The sequence below is a fragment of the Kingella sp. (in: b-proteobacteria) genome, assembly GCF_030527935.1.
Classification (GTDB): Bacteria; Pseudomonadota; Gammaproteobacteria; order Burkholderiales; family Neisseriaceae; genus Kingella_B.
Genome location: NZ_JAUMZV010000013.1, coordinates 18,315 through 33,652, shown reverse-complemented (window position 1 = coordinate 33,652; position 15,338 = coordinate 18,315). Strand labels below are relative to the sequence as shown.

Annotated in this window: 21 protein-coding genes and 1 other RNA gene; 9 read left to right on the top strand and 13 right to left on the bottom strand. The window is 56.2% G+C overall.

Going from position 1 to position 15,338, the window contains the following annotated elements; all coding sequences use genetic code 11:
• Positions 1-112 precede the first annotated feature (112 nt).
• From fabG to Q4A85_RS05730, 5 genes are all read left to right on the top strand, one after another.
• Complete coding sequence (gene fabG, locus Q4A85_RS05750; RefSeq protein WP_303108451.1) at positions 113-859, top strand: 3-oxoacyl-ACP reductase FabG; 747 nt, start codon at positions 113-115, stop codon at positions 857-859.
• A gap of 165 nt (positions 860-1,024) precedes the next feature.
• Positions 1,025-1,453: a rhodanese-like domain-containing protein gene (locus Q4A85_RS05745; RefSeq protein ID WP_303108449.1), complete on the top strand. Its 429-nt coding sequence runs from the start codon at positions 1,025-1,027 to the stop codon at positions 1,451-1,453.
• 294 nt (positions 1,454-1,747) lie between these two features.
• Complete coding sequence (locus Q4A85_RS05740; protein ID WP_303108447.1) at positions 1,748-2,119, top strand: hypothetical protein; 372 nt, start codon at positions 1,748-1,750, stop codon at positions 2,117-2,119.
• Positions 2,120-2,286: 167 nt separating this feature from the next.
• Positions 2,287-2,487 (top strand): hypothetical protein, encoded by a 201-nt coding sequence (locus Q4A85_RS05735; protein WP_303108445.1) that lies wholly within the window; start codon positions 2,287-2,289, stop codon positions 2,485-2,487.
• 41 nt (positions 2,488-2,528) lie between these two features.
• A complete protein-coding gene (locus Q4A85_RS05730) occupies positions 2,529-2,654 on the top strand; it encodes a hypothetical protein (protein WP_303108443.1) in 126 nt (41 codons plus the stop codon).
• 32 nt (positions 2,655-2,686) lie between these two features.
• On the opposite strand, the gene gltS is transcribed toward Q4A85_RS05730, so the two are convergent.
• The 3 genes from gltS to Q4A85_RS05715 form a co-directional block, all read right to left on the bottom strand.
• Complete coding sequence (gltS, locus tag Q4A85_RS05725; protein WP_303108488.1) at positions 2,687-3,916, bottom strand: sodium/glutamate symporter; 1,230 nt, start codon at positions 3,914-3,916, stop codon at positions 2,687-2,689.
• A gap of 620 nt (positions 3,917-4,536) precedes the next feature.
• Entirely contained in the window at positions 4,537-5,283 is a 747-nt protein-coding gene (gene gloB / locus Q4A85_RS05720) for a hydroxyacylglutathione hydrolase (protein ID WP_303108441.1), read from the bottom strand.
• A 39-nt stretch (positions 5,284-5,322) separates the two neighbouring features.
• Positions 5,323-5,775, bottom strand: a complete 453-nt coding sequence (locus Q4A85_RS05715; protein ID WP_303108439.1) for a macro domain-containing protein — start codon at positions 5,773-5,775, stop codon at positions 5,323-5,325.
• Positions 5,776-5,816: 41 nt separating this feature from the next.
• On the opposite strand from Q4A85_RS05715, the gene Q4A85_RS05710 reads away from it, so the two are divergent.
• Positions 5,817-5,987, top strand: a complete 171-nt coding sequence (locus tag Q4A85_RS05710; RefSeq protein ID WP_303108437.1) for a hypothetical protein — start codon at positions 5,817-5,819, stop codon at positions 5,985-5,987.
• A gap of 123 nt (positions 5,988-6,110) precedes the next feature.
• Here Q4A85_RS05710 and Q4A85_RS05705 read toward each other — a convergent pair whose 3' ends face one another.
• The 5 genes from Q4A85_RS05705 to Q4A85_RS05685 all read right to left on the bottom strand — a co-directional run bounded on the left by Q4A85_RS05705 (position 6,111) and on the right by Q4A85_RS05685 (position 9,333).
• On the bottom strand, positions 6,111-6,650 hold the full coding sequence (locus tag Q4A85_RS05705; protein WP_303108435.1) for an NUDIX hydrolase: 540 nt from the start codon (positions 6,648-6,650) through the stop codon (positions 6,111-6,113).
• A 216-nt stretch (positions 6,651-6,866) separates the two neighbouring features.
• Positions 6,867-7,946 (bottom strand): beta-N-acetylhexosaminidase, encoded by a 1,080-nt coding sequence (gene nagZ / locus Q4A85_RS05700; RefSeq protein WP_303108433.1) that lies wholly within the window; start codon positions 7,944-7,946, stop codon positions 6,867-6,869.
• Positions 7,947-8,037: 91 nt separating this feature from the next.
• Entirely contained in the window at positions 8,038-8,376 is a 339-nt protein-coding gene (locus Q4A85_RS05695) for a hypothetical protein (protein ID WP_303108432.1), read from the bottom strand.
• A 52-nt stretch (positions 8,377-8,428) separates the two neighbouring features.
• Positions 8,429-8,551 carry a hypothetical protein gene (locus tag Q4A85_RS05690; protein WP_303108430.1) on the bottom strand — a complete coding sequence of 41 codons (123 nt, stop codon included), beginning with the start codon at positions 8,549-8,551 and terminating at the stop codon, positions 8,429-8,431.
• 2 nt (positions 8,552-8,553) lie between these two features.
• Positions 8,554-9,333, bottom strand: a complete 780-nt coding sequence (locus Q4A85_RS05685; RefSeq protein WP_303108428.1) for a TatD family hydrolase — start codon at positions 9,331-9,333, stop codon at positions 8,554-8,556.
• Between the two features lie 271 nt (positions 9,334-9,604).
• On the opposite strand from Q4A85_RS05685, the gene Q4A85_RS05680 reads away from it, so the two are divergent.
• Complete coding sequence (locus Q4A85_RS05680) at positions 9,605-9,751, top strand: hypothetical protein (protein WP_303108427.1); 147 nt, start codon at positions 9,605-9,607, stop codon at positions 9,749-9,751.
• A 25-nt stretch (positions 9,752-9,776) separates the two neighbouring features.
• Here the strand turns inward: Q4A85_RS05680 and Q4A85_RS05675 are convergent, their stop codons facing one another.
• The 3 genes from Q4A85_RS05675 to Q4A85_RS05665 all read right to left on the bottom strand — a co-directional run bounded on the left by Q4A85_RS05675 (position 9,777) and on the right by Q4A85_RS05665 (position 11,848).
• Entirely contained in the window at positions 9,777-10,172 is a 396-nt protein-coding gene (locus tag Q4A85_RS05675; RefSeq protein ID WP_303108487.1) for a pilus assembly protein, read from the bottom strand.
• 178 nt (positions 10,173-10,350) lie between these two features.
• Positions 10,351-11,331, bottom strand: a complete 981-nt coding sequence (gene holB / locus Q4A85_RS05670; RefSeq protein WP_303108426.1) for a DNA polymerase III subunit delta' — start codon at positions 11,329-11,331, stop codon at positions 10,351-10,353.
• Positions 11,332-11,344: 13 nt separating this feature from the next.
• A complete protein-coding gene (locus Q4A85_RS05665; protein WP_303108425.1) occupies positions 11,345-11,848 on the bottom strand; it encodes a DUF1841 family protein in 504 nt (167 codons plus the stop codon).
• A gap of 140 nt (positions 11,849-11,988) precedes the next feature.
• Here Q4A85_RS05665 and ssrA point away from each other — a divergent pair.
• Positions 11,989-12,352: a transfer-messenger RNA gene (gene ssrA, locus Q4A85_RS05660) on the top strand.
• A gap of 188 nt (positions 12,353-12,540) precedes the next feature.
• Positions 12,541-12,852, top strand: coding sequence for a DNA-binding transcriptional regulator (locus Q4A85_RS05655; RefSeq protein ID WP_303108423.1), 312 nt, complete (start codon positions 12,541-12,543; stop codon positions 12,850-12,852).
• 26 nt (positions 12,853-12,878) lie between these two features.
• On the opposite strand, the gene Q4A85_RS05650 is transcribed toward Q4A85_RS05655, so the two are convergent.
• Together Q4A85_RS05650 and Q4A85_RS05645 are read right to left on the bottom strand one after the other, a co-directional pair.
• The gene (locus tag Q4A85_RS05650) at positions 12,879-13,016 is read right to left on the bottom strand and encodes a hypothetical protein (RefSeq protein WP_303108421.1); all 138 of its coding nucleotides are present in this window, start codon (positions 13,014-13,016) and stop codon (positions 12,879-12,881) included.
• On the bottom strand, positions 12,983-15,328 hold the full coding sequence (locus tag Q4A85_RS05645; protein WP_303108419.1) for a DNA internalization-related competence protein ComEC/Rec2: 2,346 nt from the start codon (positions 15,326-15,328) through the stop codon (positions 12,983-12,985). The genes Q4A85_RS05650 and Q4A85_RS05645 overlap by 34 nt, the downstream gene beginning before the upstream one ends.
• Between the last annotated feature and the right edge of the window lie 10 nt (positions 15,329-15,338).

Genomic DNA, 15,338 nt, shown 5'->3' with positions numbered 1-15,338 from the left:
ATGCCGCAGCGCAAAGCGCAAGGCTGAAAACCATAAAAATACACCTAATCTATTCTCGTAAATATGGTTTTCAGGCTGCCCATCCCTTCCCACTCAACCATAAGGACTTCCCATGACCATTCAATCACTTGCAGGAAAAATCGCGCTGGTAACAGGCGCATCACGCGGCATTGGCGCGGCGATTGCCGACACGCTTGCCCAAGCAGGCGCAACCGTTATCGGCACCGCCACCAGCGAAAGCGGCGCAACCGCCATTGCTCAACGCCTTGCCCCGTGGCATGGCACAGGACGCGCACTCAACGCCGCCGCGCCCAACAGCGTGGAAGAGCTGATTGCCAGCGTAGAACAAGAATTTGGCAAGCTGGATATTTTGGTAAACAACGCAGGCATCACGCGCGATAACCTATTGATGCGCATGAAAGAAGAAGAATGGGACGAGATTATGAACGTGAACCTGAAATCCGTTTATCGCGCGTCCAAAGCCGTGTTGCGCGGCATGATGAAGCAACGCGCGGGGCGCATCGTCACCATCACATCCGTGGTCGGCACGATGGGCAACGCGGGGCAAACCAACTATGCCGCCGCCAAAGCCGCGCTGCAAGGGTTCAGCAAATCGCTGGCGCGCGAAGTGGGCAGCCGTGGCATCACGGTAAACTGCGTTGCCCCAGGGTTTATTGACACCGACATGACCCGCGCCCTGCCCGAAGAAACGCGCCAATCCTTTGCCGCGCAAACCGCGCTGGGCTGCTTTGGCACGCCGCAAGACATCGCCGATGCCGTGCTGTTCTTGGCTTCCGACCAAGCGCGTTACATCACGGGGCAAACGCTGCACGTAAACGGCGGGATGCTGATGCCCTAATCCTGCAATCATTTGAGACAAAACAACCAGTTATTGTTTACCCGCATTGCCACAATGCACACCGTTTTCAGGCTGCCTAATTATCCAAAGGCAGCCTGAAAATCCATCCCGCCCTGCTGCGCGGGTTATACTTATCATCCAACTTTTCAACCGAAAGGCACTCCCATGAAAAAACTACTCCATCTCGCCCTAATCGCCGCCGCCATCGCCGCGCCCCTTGCCAGCCAAGCCGCGCCCAAAAAGGCTGCCCACGCCAAAAAGGCTACGCCCATGAAAAAAGCCGCAGCCGCCGCAACAGGCGCAGCCGCAGCCCAAACCGCCGCGCAGCCTGCCCGCGCCCAAGGCGTGTGGATTGACGTGCGCTCGCCCGAAGAGTTTAACGAAGGGCATTTGCAAGGCGCGGTGAACGTGCCACACGACCAAATCGCCAGCCAAATCGCCCGCATCAGCCCCGATAAAACGGCCCCTGTGAACCTATATTGCCGCTCGGGTCGCCGCGCCGAAGCCGCGTTGCAAGAGTTGAAAAAAATGGGCTACACCAACGTAACCAACCACGGCGGTTATCAAGATTTGCTGAATAAAGGCGTGAAATAAGCCACGCGCATTAAGGCAGCCTGAAAAATGGAAACGCAGTCGTTTTCGCTTTTCAGGCTGAAACCTTTGCAAAACCCAAAACACAGCAAGGAATAGTCAATTCCCCGTCATTCCCGCGCAGGCGGGAATCTTGGCTAAACTTAAACAACGGTTTGTTTTTGCAATTATTTCTGACTGTCAAACAAGATTCCCGCCTGCGCGGGAATGACGGCATTTTTTGTATTTCAAGCTGTTGTTGGGGGGCAAAGGTTTCAGGCTGCCTTACCGCGAAAATGAACAAAAAAAGGATGGATGATGTTTACAAAAATCAGCACCGCCGCCCTGCTCGCCGCTGCGCTGTCTGCCTGCCAGTCGCCTGCACCGCGGGTGGGCAATGATGCGGATGCGCACGGTTGTCGCGCCAGCGCGGGGGAGACGTTTTCGCAGCTGCGCCAGCGTTGTGTGCGCGTGTTTGACGTGGCGGATATTCGTTTGCCCGACCCCGACAATGCTGCGCTGGCAGCGTATGCGCTGCTGTCGGACGACCGCCAAACGGCGGAGTTATTTTGGGCGAAGTTGCCGCAGTCGGTGTTGTTGGATGTGGCAAAAGGGGGATTTGTGTCCAAGGATGGGGCAGTTCGGTTGATTTATCAGGGGGATAATCAATGGCGGTTACTGCGGAAATAGGCGGGGGTGTGTTTTCAGGCTGCCTTATTTTTTGCGATTAAGGCAGCCTACAATGAAGTGCAAAGCGTTTGGCGTGAGCATCATCAATATTCCACTTATATTTTCAGGCTGCCTTTGGATGATTAGGCAGCCTGAAATTTGGTTAAACGCTTATGGTTGCCGATGGAATGCCAGTTCTCGCCAATCCAATCGGTACAGCCCAATTCAATGTGTTATGTGGCGATGAGCCGTCGCCGCTCCATGCGTTAATTGTTTTTCAGGCTGCCTTATCCAAAACGATTAAGGCAGCCTACAATGAAGTGCAAAGCGTTTGGCGTGAGCATCATCAATATTCCACTTATATTTTCAGGCTGCCTTTGGATGATTAGGCAGCCTGAAATTTGGTTAAACGCTTATGGTTGCCGATGGAATGCCAGTTCTCGCCAATCCAATCGGTACAGCCCAATTCAATGTGTTATGTGGCGATGAGCCGTCGCCGCTCCATGCGTTAATTGTTTTTCAGGCTGCCTTATCCAAAACGATTAAGGCAGCCTGAAACAAAATAAACCAAGCTAAAACGATAAGCCGTTAGCCAAAGAACGCCATCATGCGGTCTAGGATGGCGGCGTTAATCAAGTCAATGAAGAACGCGCCCACCAGCGGCACAATCAAAAACGCTTTGTGCGATGGTCCAAATGTGCCTGTTACCGATTGCATATTGGCAACGGCGGTGGGGGTTGCGCCCAGCCCGAAGCCGCAATGCCCTGCGGCGAGAATGGCGGCATCGTAGTCTTTGCCCATAAAGCGGAAGGTGATGAAGTAGGCGTAGAAAATCATGACCACGGTTTGCACCAGCAAGATAATCATCATCGGCCCTGCCATGCCAGCCAGTTGCCACAGTTTCATGCTCATCAATGCCATAGCAAGGAATAGGCTTAACGCGGCGTTGCCGAACACATCAATGGCGCGGTCAAACATATTGAAGCGGAAAATGCCTGTGAGCGCGTTGCGCAGCAGCACGCCAAAGCCGAGTGCCCAAACGAACTGCGGCAGTTTGAAATTGGGGGCGATTTCTTTCATGTAGCCCACCATAAACGATGAGAATGCCAAGCAGGCGGCGAACAATGCCATGGTTTCAATGGCAGATTCGGCGGTAATCAAGCGGCGGCGATGGGCTTGCTCAAAGGTTTTGTCGTCGTAGCTGTCGCTGTTGTCGTTGTCATCGCTGGTTTCGGCTAGGGGTTTGCGCCCCATTTTATTGACCAAGCGGCGGGCAACGGGGCCGCCAATCAAGCCGCCTGATACCAAGCCGTATGTGGCGGAAACCATTGCCATTTCCACCGCGCCTTGGATGCCGTATTTAGTGGCTAGGGTATCGCCATAGGCTGCGCCTGTGCCGTGCCCGCCTGTGAGCGTGATAGAGCCTGTAATCAAGCCGATTAGCGGGTTTTGCCCCAGCGCGGTTGCCAAGCCGATGCCCACGAAGTTTTGCACCAAAATAAAGATGCTGACGATAATCAAAAAGGCAACCAAAGGGAAGCCGCCTTGTTTCAGGCGCGAGAAGTCGGCAGACAAGCCGATGGACGAGAAAAACACCAGCATAAAGGTGGATTGCAGCGAGCTTTCAAAAGTAAACGTGATGCCTGTGCTGTAATACAGGGTGGTGAAAATGGCGGCAACCAGCAGCCCGCCGACTACGGGGTCGGGGATGTTAAAATCTCGGAAAAACTTAACTTTTTTCACAATCACGCGCCCGAGCAGCAGCACGATGGTGGCGGCGATAAGGGTGTAATAGGCGTTGAGTTCAATGGGTTTCATAGTGCTCCCTATTATTATGTGGTTGGTGGACTGCGTGTTGGCGGCGATAAGGCAGCCTGAAACGCAAATGGATTGGAGCATAATAGGGCATTTGTTAAAAATTGTCAAAATTTGCGAAGAATGGTTTAGGCTGGCGCAGCGATGATGCGCGTGCTGGCGGGAAATTTTGGCGTTTTGTTCTTGGATGGTGGGATATTGCGGAGCAATTTGGGGGAAATGGGGGGCTTTTTGGTGGAAAACGTTATGCGGTGGGTGGGCTGTTGGGGCAGCCTGAAACCTTTGCAAAATCCAAAACACAACAAGAAATAGTAAACGCTCCATCATTCCCGCGTAGGCGGGAATCTTGGTTAAATTTACATAATGATTTGTTTTTGCTTAGATTTTTGAATATCAAACAAGATTCCCGCCTGCGCGGGAATGACGGCATTTTTTGTGTTTCAGGCTGCTGTTAGGGGTTTTGCAAAGGTTTCCGCCTGAAAGTGAAGGTGGGTTTGAATGGGTTGGCGATGGGGCAAACCGTTGCTGCGCTATGAGTTGCGTATGGGTTTCTGGCTGAAACCTTTGTGAGACCTACAACAGTAGCTTTGCCATGTTTTCAGGCTGCCTTTGTGGCATAGGCGTTAAAACCGATTTTTCAACTCGCGCAGGGCAACAAAATAGGCTTCTTCGTTGGCATAGCTGCGCCCAGTTAGCTCGCGGATGCGCTGTTGCACGGCGGGCAGGTGGACGCGCAAAAAGGGGTTGATTTGTTTTTCGTGGGCTAGGGTTACGGGCAGCGTGGGGATGCTGTCGGCGCGTTGTTGCGCGGCGGCGATGTGGGGATTGTTGGGTTCAATATGGGCGGCGAAATGCAGGTTGGCGGCGGTGTATTCGTGGGCGGGGTAGAGCTGGGTGGCATCGGGCAGCCTGAAAATGCGTTGCAGGCTGTGGTAGAGCCATTGCAGGCGGCTGTTGGGGAATACGCGCCCGCAGCCTGCAGAAAATAGGGTGTCGCCTGTGAACAGGTGTTGCTGGTTGAGCAGATAGCAGCGGTGGCGGGCGGTGTGCCCTGCGGTGTGCCACACGGTAGCGCGGTGGTTTTGCCATGCAATGCGGTCGCCATCGCGCACGATGCGGGTGGCTTGCGGGATGTCTTCTGCGCCGTAAACAGGGCAGCCTGAAAACCGTTGTGTGAGCGCGGCGATGCCTGCGGTGTGGTCGGTGTGGGCGTGGGTTATCCAGATTTGGGCTAGGGTTAAGCCGCGGGCGTGGAGATAATCCAGCACGGGGGCGGCTTCGCTGGGGTCTATGCAGATGGCTTGGTTGTTGTGCTGGATAAGCCAGATGTAGTTGTCGGTAAGGGCGGGAATGGGGGTGATGGTTGGCATGGCGGGCTGGGGCGGATGGAAATGGTGGGGTGTGGGCGATTAGGCTTGGTATAACACCAGCGTGTGCTGTTCGCCTGCTAATTCTTCGTCGATGATTTGGGCGATGGTTGCCCAGTCGCCGCCTGCCAAGCCTGCGCCGATTTTGGGGTAGCCGATGCGCTTGCCTGCAAATTGTGCTTTCACTTGCTGCATGGCGGCTCGGATAGCGGCATAGCCGGCCAGCACGCCTTTGCCGCGCCAGTGGTTTTGCGTGTAGGCGTTTACAATCACCAGCGGGTGTCCGTTGCAATCCACTTGCGCGGTGCTGATTTGCCCGAGTTTGCTCGCGCCTTTGGGCGTGGCGCAGTCGGCGGCGAATGCGGCGGGGAAGCGGGCTTTGATTTGCTTGGCGATGCCTGCGCCCATGGTGTGCTGGCAGTTGCAGCCGTGGATGATGACATCAAATTCGCCTGCGATGGCAAGCGCGATTAGGTCGCCCGAACGGGTTTGCATGGGGGTTGCTCCTTGGGTAGGGCAGCCTGAAAAGGGTACGAGTGTGGTTTCAGGCTGCTTTGGGATGGGATGCGGTGGTGGTTGAGCCTGCGCAATGTTATTTGATGTGCTTTGGCGATGAGTTGTTTGTTGCTTCATTTAGGCAGCCTGAAATCGGTTATCTCGTTTTCAGGCTGAAACCTTTGCAAAACCTAAAACGCCACAAGAAATAGTAAATTCTCCGTCACTCCTGCCTACGCGGGAATGACGGCATTTCTTGTTTTTCAGGCTGCTGTTAGGGTTTTGCAAAGGTTTCAGGCTGCCTATTGTGATGAATACACGGCACGACAGGCGATTTATTCTGCTTCGTTTAACAGCCAATATTGCAAGGCAATCAGGGTTTTGCCGTCTTTAAATGCGCCGTTGGCGAGCAGGATGCGGATTTGCTCGCGGGTATAAAGCTCGGTTTCTACCAGTTCGTCTTCATCGGGTTGCAGGCTGCTGGTGGGGGTGATGTTGCGGGCGCGGTAAAGGTGCAGCACTTCGTCGCAGAAGCCTGGTGCGCTGAAAAAGTCTAGGATTTTTTCTACGCGCTCGGCGGTGTAGGGGGTTTCTTCGCCCAGTTCGCGCAGGGCGCACACGGCGGGGTCTTCGCCATCGTCCAGCTTGCCTGCGGGGATTTCTAGCGTGGCTTGGTTGGTGGCGTATCGCCATTGGCGCACCAGCACGACTTGGTTGTCGGGCGTGGTGGCGAGCACGCAGGCTGCCCCTGGGTGGCGCACGACGATGCGGGTGTGTACGTTGCCGTTGGGCAGTTGGATTTGGTCGCGGTTGATTTTGAGAAAGCTGCTGTGGTCTATGGGGGTGCTGCTGATGGGGGTTTCGGTAAGGTTCATGGTGTTGTCCTTGGAGTGGTTGGGGTTAGGGGCGATGTTGGGGCTGCGGGGCGTGGGTGTGGCGGCAAGACGCCACGTTCTGGCGGAATAATAAAGGCAGCCTGAAAACGTATTAAACCGTGATGCGCTTTTGTGTTTGCTGGATTTTTAATTTGTGCCATTTGTCCCTTATGCCGTCGTTCGCAATCATTAGGCAGCCTGAAACTTGGGGCGCGGTTAAATCGCTTCGCCCACTTGCACGCCGCTGGCGGTGTCTTTGGGCGTGGCAAGCTGGGCGGTGAGCTGTTGGGCAGCCTGAAATTCGGCGGTGCGCAGGGTCGCTTGGGCTTGCTCTGGGGTTTGGCTGGCGGCCATGTTTTTCCAGCGCGCGGCAAGGTGGGGGTTTTCAGGCTGCCTGAAACCGTGGCGCAGTTCGTCCACCCAATCGGGGCGGTTGCACACAAGGGCAATGTCGCAGCCTGCGGCAAAGGCAAGTTGGCAGCGTTGGCTGATGCTGCCTGCGCTGACTGCGCCTTCCATGGTCATGTCGTCCGAGAAGATGACACCGTTGAAGCGCAGTTGCGCACGCAGCACGGTTTTGAGCCAATGGGCAGAGAAGCCTGCGGGCTGGTCGTCAATATTTTGATAGACAACGTGGGCGGGCATGATGGCCGCCATGCCTTGCGCGGCAAGGGCGGCAAAGGGGGCTAGGTCGGTTTGCAGTTCTGCCCATGTGCGGCTGTCGCGCGGGAGCGTGAGATGGCTGTCGCCTGATACGAAGCCGTGCCCGGGAAAATGCTTGCCGCAGGTTTTCATACCGCCGCGGTTGAGCCCGCGTTGCAGGGCTAGGGCTAAGGCGATGACGATTTCAGGCTGCCGATGCAGGCTGCGGTTGCCGATAACGGGGCAGCGTTGCCAGTCTAAATCCAGCACGGGGGTGAACGATAAATCTATGCCGCAGGCGACGAGTTCGGTGGCGAGCACCCAGCCGATTTGTTCGGCGGCGGATTGGGCGGCGGCGGGGCTTTGGCTGTCCCACAGTTCGCCCAGCGTGCGCATGGCGGGCAGGCGGGTGAAGCCGTCGATAAAGCGTTGCACGCGCCCGCCTTCGTGGTCCACGGCGATGATGAGTTCGGGCTGGCGCAGGGCTTTGATTTGGTGGCACAGCTCGGCGAGCTGGCTGGGGTTTTGGTAATTGCGGCGAAATAGGATGATGCCGCCGATGGCGGGGTCTAGCAGGCGTTGGCGGTCGTCTTCGCTGAGCGTGTGGGCGGCGATGTCTGCCATGATGGCACCGCGTGGGAGATGTGGGGGCATGGGTGGGGCTTTCTGGGGGGGGGACAGGCTGCCTTATTACGCACAGTTTGCTGTTGGTGCGATAAGGCAGCCTGAAAGTGAATACAGGTTCTTAATCGGCTGTCCAAATGGTTTGCTGGTCTGCGCCAAATTGGATGCGTTCAACAGGATGGTCTAGCACGAAGCGGGCGTTAAGCTGCCCTGTGTGCTGGCTGCTGGCTAGGGTTTTGTGGACAACAATATGCACGGTGCGTTGGGCGCGGTCGCTGCTGATTTCAACATGGCGGATGCCGAGCGCGCTGTCGTTAAGCAGCCCCGTGAGCGTGATGATGCTGCGGGCGGGCGTGTTGGCAACCTGCACGCGCAATGCGCTGAAATCTTGCACTCGGGCGGTTTGCGGGGCGATGCCACAGGCGGTGAGCAGCGTGGCAAGGATGGGAGCGGGCTTCATTTTCAGGCTGCCTTGGTTGGGCTGGGGCTGGGTTGATGGGTTTCACTGCGTTTCAGGCTGCATTGGGATACGGCATACACGGCAGCCTGAAAACCCGTTCAGCGTGGCGAAACGGCAATCGCTTATTGCCAACGCGCATGGAACAGGCTGTATGCGTTGCCCGCCCATATTTCATTTTCAGGCTGCCTTAATCGGCTGCACCTTGTCAAACAAGCGATAAAAATTCGCCGTGGTCGCCGCCGCGATGTTGTCCAGCGTGTCGCCGCGCAGTTGGGCGAGAAACTCGGCGGTGTGGCGCACATAGGCGGGCTGGTTTTCTTTGCCGCGATAGGGCACGGGCGCAAGATAGGGTGAATCGGTTTCCACCAAAATGCGGTCTAGCGGGCAGTATTGCGCGGCGGCTTGGATGGCTTTGGCGTTTTTAAACGTGAGTATGCCCGAAAACGAAATATAGCCGCCCATATCCAGCACGGCTTGGGCGAAGGCGGTGTCTTCGGTAAAGCAATGAATCAGGATTTTTTCGGCTTGCGTTTCGCGCAGGATGCGCAGCGTGTCGGCGGCGGCATCACGCGTGTGCACAATCAGCGGCACTTGGGCGCGTTTGGCCGCCTGAATATGGGTGATAAAGCGGTTGTGCTGCCATGTTAAATCGCCGCTGCACCAATGGTAATCCAGCCCTGTTTCGCCGATGCCGACCACTTTGGGATGCTGGGCGTGCTGCACCAGCTCGTCTTCGGAAAACTCGGCGGCGGTTTCGCTATCGGGATGCACGCCCACGCTGGCGTAGATGTTGCGATGCGCTTGGGCAAGTGCCAACACTTCGGCAAAGGTGTCGCGGCTCACGCTGATGGCAAGGGCTTGGGTGACTTGGTTTTGCGCCATGTTGGCTAACAGCTCGGGGATGCGGTCGGCGAAATCGGGGAAATTGATGTGACAATGGGAGTCTATAAGGTACATGGTGTTTTGGGGATGGGTGGGGATGGGTTGCGCTGCGTTGAATGGAGGTTAGGCAGCCTGAAAAGGGGTAAATCTACGGGTGGAGTCCTAAAAAGTATGCTGGTTTACTTTTCGTTGATGACAAGCAGTGTTGGTTAAACATTCTACAATCTGTTCCTTCTCCCGCTGGCGGGGGAAGGCTAGGATGGGGGTGGTTGGTGGATTAAGCAGCCACCCACTCCCTAGCCCTCCCCATCCAGCGAGAGAGGGAACAGCATTGCAGCATATTTTTATGACACCACGTTTATCGCTACAAGGCGCAGATGGTTGGGCGACACCAGCGTGGTATGCGGCGCAACGCGTGTTCTGGCAAAAAACAAATAGGCTTGGGCAGCCTGAAACGCTGTTACGCAATCCACAAAACTTTCAGGCTGCCTAATCGTTGTATGGCAGCCTGAAAATGTTTACATCGTATAAGTGGGGCGTTCGTTGTGCAGCAAGCCTGTTAAGATGTTTTCAAACAAGGTTTTGGCTTTTAGCCCCGATTCGTCCGAGCCAAACGCCAAGCCTACGCCTCTGGGGCGACCGCTGCCGCTGGGGTTGGCGTTAATCCAGCAAACATTGGTTTTGATGAATAGTTTTTCGGTTTTGGATGGGCCGACCAATTCCAACACCAGCAGCACTTCTTCGCCCATGTGGAATTTATCAGCGCTGGGCATAAACACGCCACCGTATTCCAAAAACGACATATAGCTGGCGTAGATAATCGGTTTGCTTTCCAAGCGCAGTTGCAGCATACGCCCTGGGGCGGCTTGTGGCGCGGCGGGTTGGGGGGACAGTTGTGGAGCTGAACTCATGATATTTCCTTCATTTGATTAAGAACCTGTATTCACTATTTGCATAGGCATCTTTTATGCCCTAAAAACGCGGCTACCGCGTTAAAAATGCTCGCAAGGTGTCCAACCTTGCTGCGCTTTTTGCCTTGTATCCACGCTTTTATGCTATCAAATCTACCTATGCAAATAGTGAATACAGGTTCTAACTTTTTTTGAGCGTGGCGGCAAGATACTCGCACAGCAAAAATTCGGCTTGCATTTTAACATTTAAACTATGATAACCGTAAGGGTGCAGGCGTTTGATGCAGCCTGAAAGGGCAAAAAGTGTGGCGGGATTGGTTTTTGCGGCGATTTGCGCGATGGGCGCGGTGTGTTGCGGATAATACAGCGGCGCGATGCTTTGCTGCGCCAGCGCAAGGTCTATCAGCCATTTGTGCAGCCAATCCAGCAAAAAGGCGAGTGGGAACTTGTGTTTATCGTATTCCGCCGCGTAGTCCAAAATCGCCAGCAGGCGCGGCGCGGCAAGCAGCGTCAGCAATTTCTCGCGCAGCGCATCTTGCTCGGGCGCGTGGGCAAACAACGGCGCACCGCTGTGAAACGCCAGCAGGTTTTCAGGCTGCCCTATCTGTTGCCCGCGCAAATAATCCAGCGATACTTCTTGGCTGGGCGCGGGCAGCAGCATTTGGCGGCAGCGGCTTTTGATGGTGGGCAGCAGTTGGTCGCGGTTGTGGGCAATCAGCAGAAAAATCACCGCTTCGGGCGGCTCTTCCAGCATTTTCAGCAGCGCGTTGGCGGCTTGAATATTCATGCTTTCGGCGGGATTAATCAGCACCACGCGCCGCCCGCCGCGTATGGACGATTGCGTGAGCGGCTCCAAAATGGCGCGCACGGCATCAATTTTGATTTGCAACAGCTTGCGGCTGCCTGTGTCGTTTTCAGGCTGCTCGGGTTGCAGCGCGTAAAAATCGGGGTGCGTGCCTTGCAAAAACAGGTGGCAAGACGCGCATTGTCCGCAGGGTTGGTGCTGTTCGCTGGGCGTTTCGCACAGCAGGGCTTGGACGAAATGCCGCGCAAAGGCGGTTTTGCCTGTGCCTGCTTTACCTGTGAACAGCCATGCGTTGGGCTGGTTGCGCCAATGTTGCGCGAGTTGTTGCCATGCGGCTTCGTGCCATGGGTAAATCATTTTCAGGCTGCCTTTATTTGCGCGAAGTGATTTCGGTGGAAAGTGGGACTTCGTGCGGGTTGATGCGGGCGTTGTCTTCTTGCCCCAAGTGCACCAGTTTTCGCAATTTGGTCATATAGTTATTGACATCTAGCCCGCGATTGAACCGCTGCGCTTCCCATAGGGTTTCGGCGAGCGCGTCCATCATGTCGTGCTCGGCGGCAACCCAGTTATCGCGGTGCTTGGCGCACAGGGTTTGGTGTATGGCGCGTATGCCAAAGGGCTGGTCTATGCCGACTTGCTCTTGTATGGATAGGTGCATGGATAGGTGCAAAAACGGGTTGGTTTCGCCTTGCTCGGGTGTCCAGTTGTGGTCTAGGTATTGTTCTATGTTTTCAAGATAATGGGCGTATTCGGGGTGGGCTTCTATAATCCGCAGGGCTTTGCGTTGCAGCGCGTCCAGTTGCAGCGGAGCGAAGCGGTGTTGCCAAACGTGGGCGAAAAAGCGGCGCACGTCGTGGGTATTGACGTTGTACATGGGGGTTTCCTGTTGATGAATGGGCTGCATTATAAAGGTTTTTTGTTTTCAGGCTGCCTGATGGTTTTGCGAGTTGCCAATCTCGCTACAATCTTGTTTTCAGGCTGCCCTAAACCGCGTATAATCGCGCTTTCTCATTTGGGGGCGACCTTGGTTTCGACGGGGGTTGCGAAGCAAATGCGGGCATACCGAGTTTTCAGTAACTCGTAAAACACTGAATCTAAATAGTCGCAAACGACGAAACTTACGCTTTGGCTGCTTAATGCCAAGCTGTTGCAGCAGCTCGCCAATGGGCTGTGCGGGGCAACTCGCCGCAACATCATTTCACATTGGCTGGTTTCCTGTCGGGTTGCTTGGCAGGGGGCGAGATTAAAGGCAACTGGTTTCTTGAAAGCCTGTTGGTCGGCGCGATAGAAACAAGATTTCTAAATTGACACAACTAAGTATGTAGAACGCTTTGTAGAGGACTTTCGGACGGGGGTTCAATTCCCCCCGCCTCCACCAAACACTATTTTCCAGCTATTTTTAGCTAACCGCAGGAAATAAGAAAACCGCCTAATCATCACGATTTGGGCGGTTTTTTTGTTGGCTGGCGTTTGCCATTGTATGCAAGGAAATTTAGGTACAATTTTAGGTATAAGAACCTGTATTCACACTCCCCATAGTCATTTTCAATCCGAAAAATGTTTCACATGCAATACAAAAATGACATCCGCGAAAGCATCCACAGCATCGCTGCCGCCTTGCATCAAGTAGGCGCAATAGATGATAAAGAAATGCAACATTACAACGACGCTTGTCTCACCCGCGCCGAACCGCTCACGGGCGAAGAAATCCGCGCGATACGCGAAAAAAAGCAGCTTACGCAAGCTGCCTTTGCGATACATCTCAACATCAGCAAAAACCAAGTTTCCGATTGGGAACGCGGGGTAAAAAAAACCAGCGGCACGGCGTTAAAGCTGCTGACGTTGGTGAAAAATAAGGGCATTGAAGCGATTATTTAACCCGAAAGCAAAATCCACTGATAAGCCTATCCACCCAACACGCCTTGTTTTTTCAGCAAGGCGTGTTTTTTGTGCGCGGCGATGTGCGCATAATTAGGCAGTCTGAAAACCCAATCAGGCAGCCTGAAACTCACTCCCCCGCCCCAAACGGCTTTTTCTGCCACCAATATTTCCCCCGCGCCATCTGCTGCGCATCCATTTCATCGCCTGCCAATGTGATGCCCCACGCGCCTTGGGTATCGGTGCGCAGCAGGGTTACGCCGTGCGCGGCTAGGCGGTGAATAACATCGGGGTGCGGGTGGTGGTAGGCGTTGGCAAAGCCGCTGCTGGCAATCGCCCAGCGTGGCGCGACGCGGTTGATGAATGCGCTGCTGCTGGATGATTTGCTGCCGTGGTGTCCCAAAATCAGCACATCGCTTTGCAGCGCGTCGCCGTATTGGGCGAGCAGTTGCGCTTCGCCGCGTGCGCTTAGGTCGCCCATAATCAGCAGCGCGTGTTTGCCTGCGATGGCGCGCAGCACGCAGCTTGCGTCGTTGTCGGGGGTGGCGGGCGTGTGTGGCAGCGTGAGCCATTCAAAATACACGCCGTCTGCCTTCCATGTTTTGCCGCTTTGGCAGTATTGGGCGCGGGGGTAGTTTTCAGGCTGCCCTGCCCATAACGCGGCGGCGGGGTAACGCTGTTGCACGGCGGGAAAACCGCCGTCGTGGTCGTCGTCGTGGTGCGATGCGATGATGGCATCTAGGCGCGTGATGCCTGCGGCGCGTAGGTTGGGCAACAGAGCCATTTCGGCGGCGTGTGCCGTGCCGCTGTCGTACAGCAGATTGTGCGCCGCGGTTTGCAGCAAAACAGACAAACCCTGCCCCACATCCCACACGGTGATTTTCAGGCTGCCTTGTGCGGCAGACTGGGGTGGGCGATACAGCGCAAACGCCGCCAACGCGCAACACGCCAGCGGTTTCACGCGCGTGCCGTTGGGCAACAACAGCAGCAGCGCACCCATCGCCGCCAGTAGCAATAACGGCGCGGGCGCGTGGGCAAACGCCATTTCAGGCAACCGCGCCCCCGCCCATTGAATCGCCGCCACCACGTTTTCACCCAGCCAAGCCGCCGCCAGCTTGGGCGCGTCAAACGGCAAGGCGGATGCCAACAACGCCAGCGGCGCGAGTAGCCACGAAAACAGCGGAATCGCCAGCGCGTTGGCAAGCGGCGAAAACACAGGCAGCAAGCCAAACAGCGCAATAGTCGCCACTCCGCCCAGCAGCGTCGCCGCCCATTGCGCCTGCGCCGCCAGCCGCAGCTTGTCGCGCCACGTTAATTGCGGCAGCCTGAAATCATCGTTATGAATGTAGTCCAGCACATCGCGCGGCGTTTTGCGCCCCGCCGTTGCCCAAATCAACGCGCCTACCAGCCCAAACGACAGCCAAAATCCCGCCGACAACACCGCCGCAGGCTGCCACAGCAACACCACCGTCATCGCCGTCCACCAAGTGTGCCACGAGCCTGCCCGCTGCTGCCGCGCCCATGCCCACGCAAACACGCCAATCATCAACACGCTGCGCAGCGCAGGCACATCAAACCCCGCCAGCCCCGCATAAACCACCGACGCCGCCCAGCCCACCGCCGAAGCCCACACGCGCGGCGATTGCGGCACACGCGGCAACACGCGCAGCAACAGCGTTGCCAGCCAAGCCGCCAACCAGCCCACCATGCCCACGTGCAAGCCCGAAATGCTCAACAGATGGTTCAGCCCCAGCGGACGCACCGCCGCCCAAGTTTGCGCCGACACGCCGCTTTTATCGCCCACCGCCAGCGCGCGCATCAGCCCCGCCCCCTGCGGATAACGCGCCGCTGCACCCTGCCAACCACGTACCACTGCTTCGCGCTGCCGATTAAACCACGTCCACCGCGCCCGTTCAGGCAGCCTGAAACGCTCCTTTGCCAACGAAGCCGTGCCATCCAAACCATTTGCCAACGCCCACGCTTCGCTGTCAAACCCCACCGCATTGCGCATCCCCACCGCCGCCTTTACCCGCGCCTTCACCTGCCACATTTCGCCCACGCGCCAATCCCGCGCCGCATAATCCGTAAACAGCAGCCGATACGCCCGACCATTTTCAGGCTGCCCCACGCCGACAAAGCGCGTTCTGCCCTGCTCATCGCGCTCGGGCAGTCCCGTAACCTGCACACGTAACAAAACGGACTGCGCCGAATTGGCAACAGTCCATTGATGATTAAGCGCATTTTGCGTGCGCACAATGCCATACGCCGCCCCCGCCAGCGCGCAAGTAAGCGCAAAGGCAGCCTGAAAATGGGCTGAGCGACCACGTTTCGCGCTGTAAACCGCCCATGCCGATGCAGCCACCAGCGCAGCCGCCCAAAGCTGCCACGCCCCAACAGTGGGCAGCCTGAAACTGGCGATGATACCAAGGCACAACGCGGCGAGATAAAGGGTGGATGGGAAAAGGAATGCGGGCATGGTGGGGATG

Coding starts and splice junctions, on each gene's coding strand:
- fabG (WP_303108451.1), top strand. CDS start 113: ATGACCATTCAATCACTTGCAGGAAAAATCGCGCTGGTAACAGGCGCA.
- Q4A85_RS05745 (WP_303108449.1), top strand. CDS start 1,025: ATGAAAAAACTACTCCATCTCGCCCTAATCGCCGCCGCCATCGCCGCG.
- Q4A85_RS05740 (WP_303108447.1), top strand. CDS start 1,748: ATGTTTACAAAAATCAGCACCGCCGCCCTGCTCGCCGCTGCGCTGTCT.
- Q4A85_RS05735 (WP_303108445.1), top strand. CDS start 2,287: ATGCCAGTTCTCGCCAATCCAATCGGTACAGCCCAATTCAATGTGTTA.
- Q4A85_RS05730 (WP_303108443.1), top strand. CDS start 2,529: ATGCCAGTTCTCGCCAATCCAATCGGTACAGCCCAATTCAATGTGTTA.
- gltS (WP_303108488.1), bottom strand. CDS start 3,916: ATGAAACCCATTGAACTCAACGCCTATTACACCCTTATCGCCGCCACC.
- gloB (WP_303108441.1), bottom strand. CDS start 5,283: ATGCCAACCATCACCCCCATTCCCGCCCTTACCGACAACTACATCTGG.
- Q4A85_RS05715 (WP_303108439.1), bottom strand. CDS start 5,775: ATGCAAACCCGTTCGGGCGACCTAATCGCGCTTGCCATCGCAGGCGAA.
- Q4A85_RS05705 (WP_303108435.1), bottom strand. CDS start 6,650: ATGAACCTTACCGAAACCCCCATCAGCAGCACCCCCATAGACCACAGC.
- nagZ (WP_303108433.1), bottom strand. CDS start 7,946: ATGCCCCCACATCTCCCACGCGGTGCCATCATGGCAGACATCGCCGCC.
- Q4A85_RS05695 (WP_303108432.1), bottom strand. CDS start 8,376: ATGAAGCCCGCTCCCATCCTTGCCACGCTGCTCACCGCCTGTGGCATC.
- Q4A85_RS05690 (WP_303108430.1), bottom strand. CDS start 8,551: ATGAAATATGGGCGGGCAACGCATACAGCCTGTTCCATGCGCGTTGGC.
- Q4A85_RS05685 (WP_303108428.1), bottom strand. CDS start 9,333: ATGTACCTTATAGACTCCCATTGTCACATCAATTTCCCCGATTTCGCC.
- Q4A85_RS05680 (WP_303108427.1), top strand. CDS start 9,605: ATGACACCACGTTTATCGCTACAAGGCGCAGATGGTTGGGCGACACCA.
- holB (WP_303108426.1), bottom strand. CDS start 11,331: ATGATTTACCCATGGCACGAAGCCGCATGGCAACAACTCGCGCAACAT.
- Q4A85_RS05665 (WP_303108425.1), bottom strand. CDS start 11,848: ATGTACAACGTCAATACCCACGACGTGCGCCGCTTTTTCGCCCACGTT.
- Q4A85_RS05655 (WP_303108423.1), top strand. CDS start 12,541: ATGCAATACAAAAATGACATCCGCGAAAGCATCCACAGCATCGCTGCC.
- Q4A85_RS05645 (WP_303108419.1), bottom strand. CDS start 15,328: ATGCCCGCATTCCTTTTCCCATCCACCCTTTATCTCGCCGCGTTGTGC.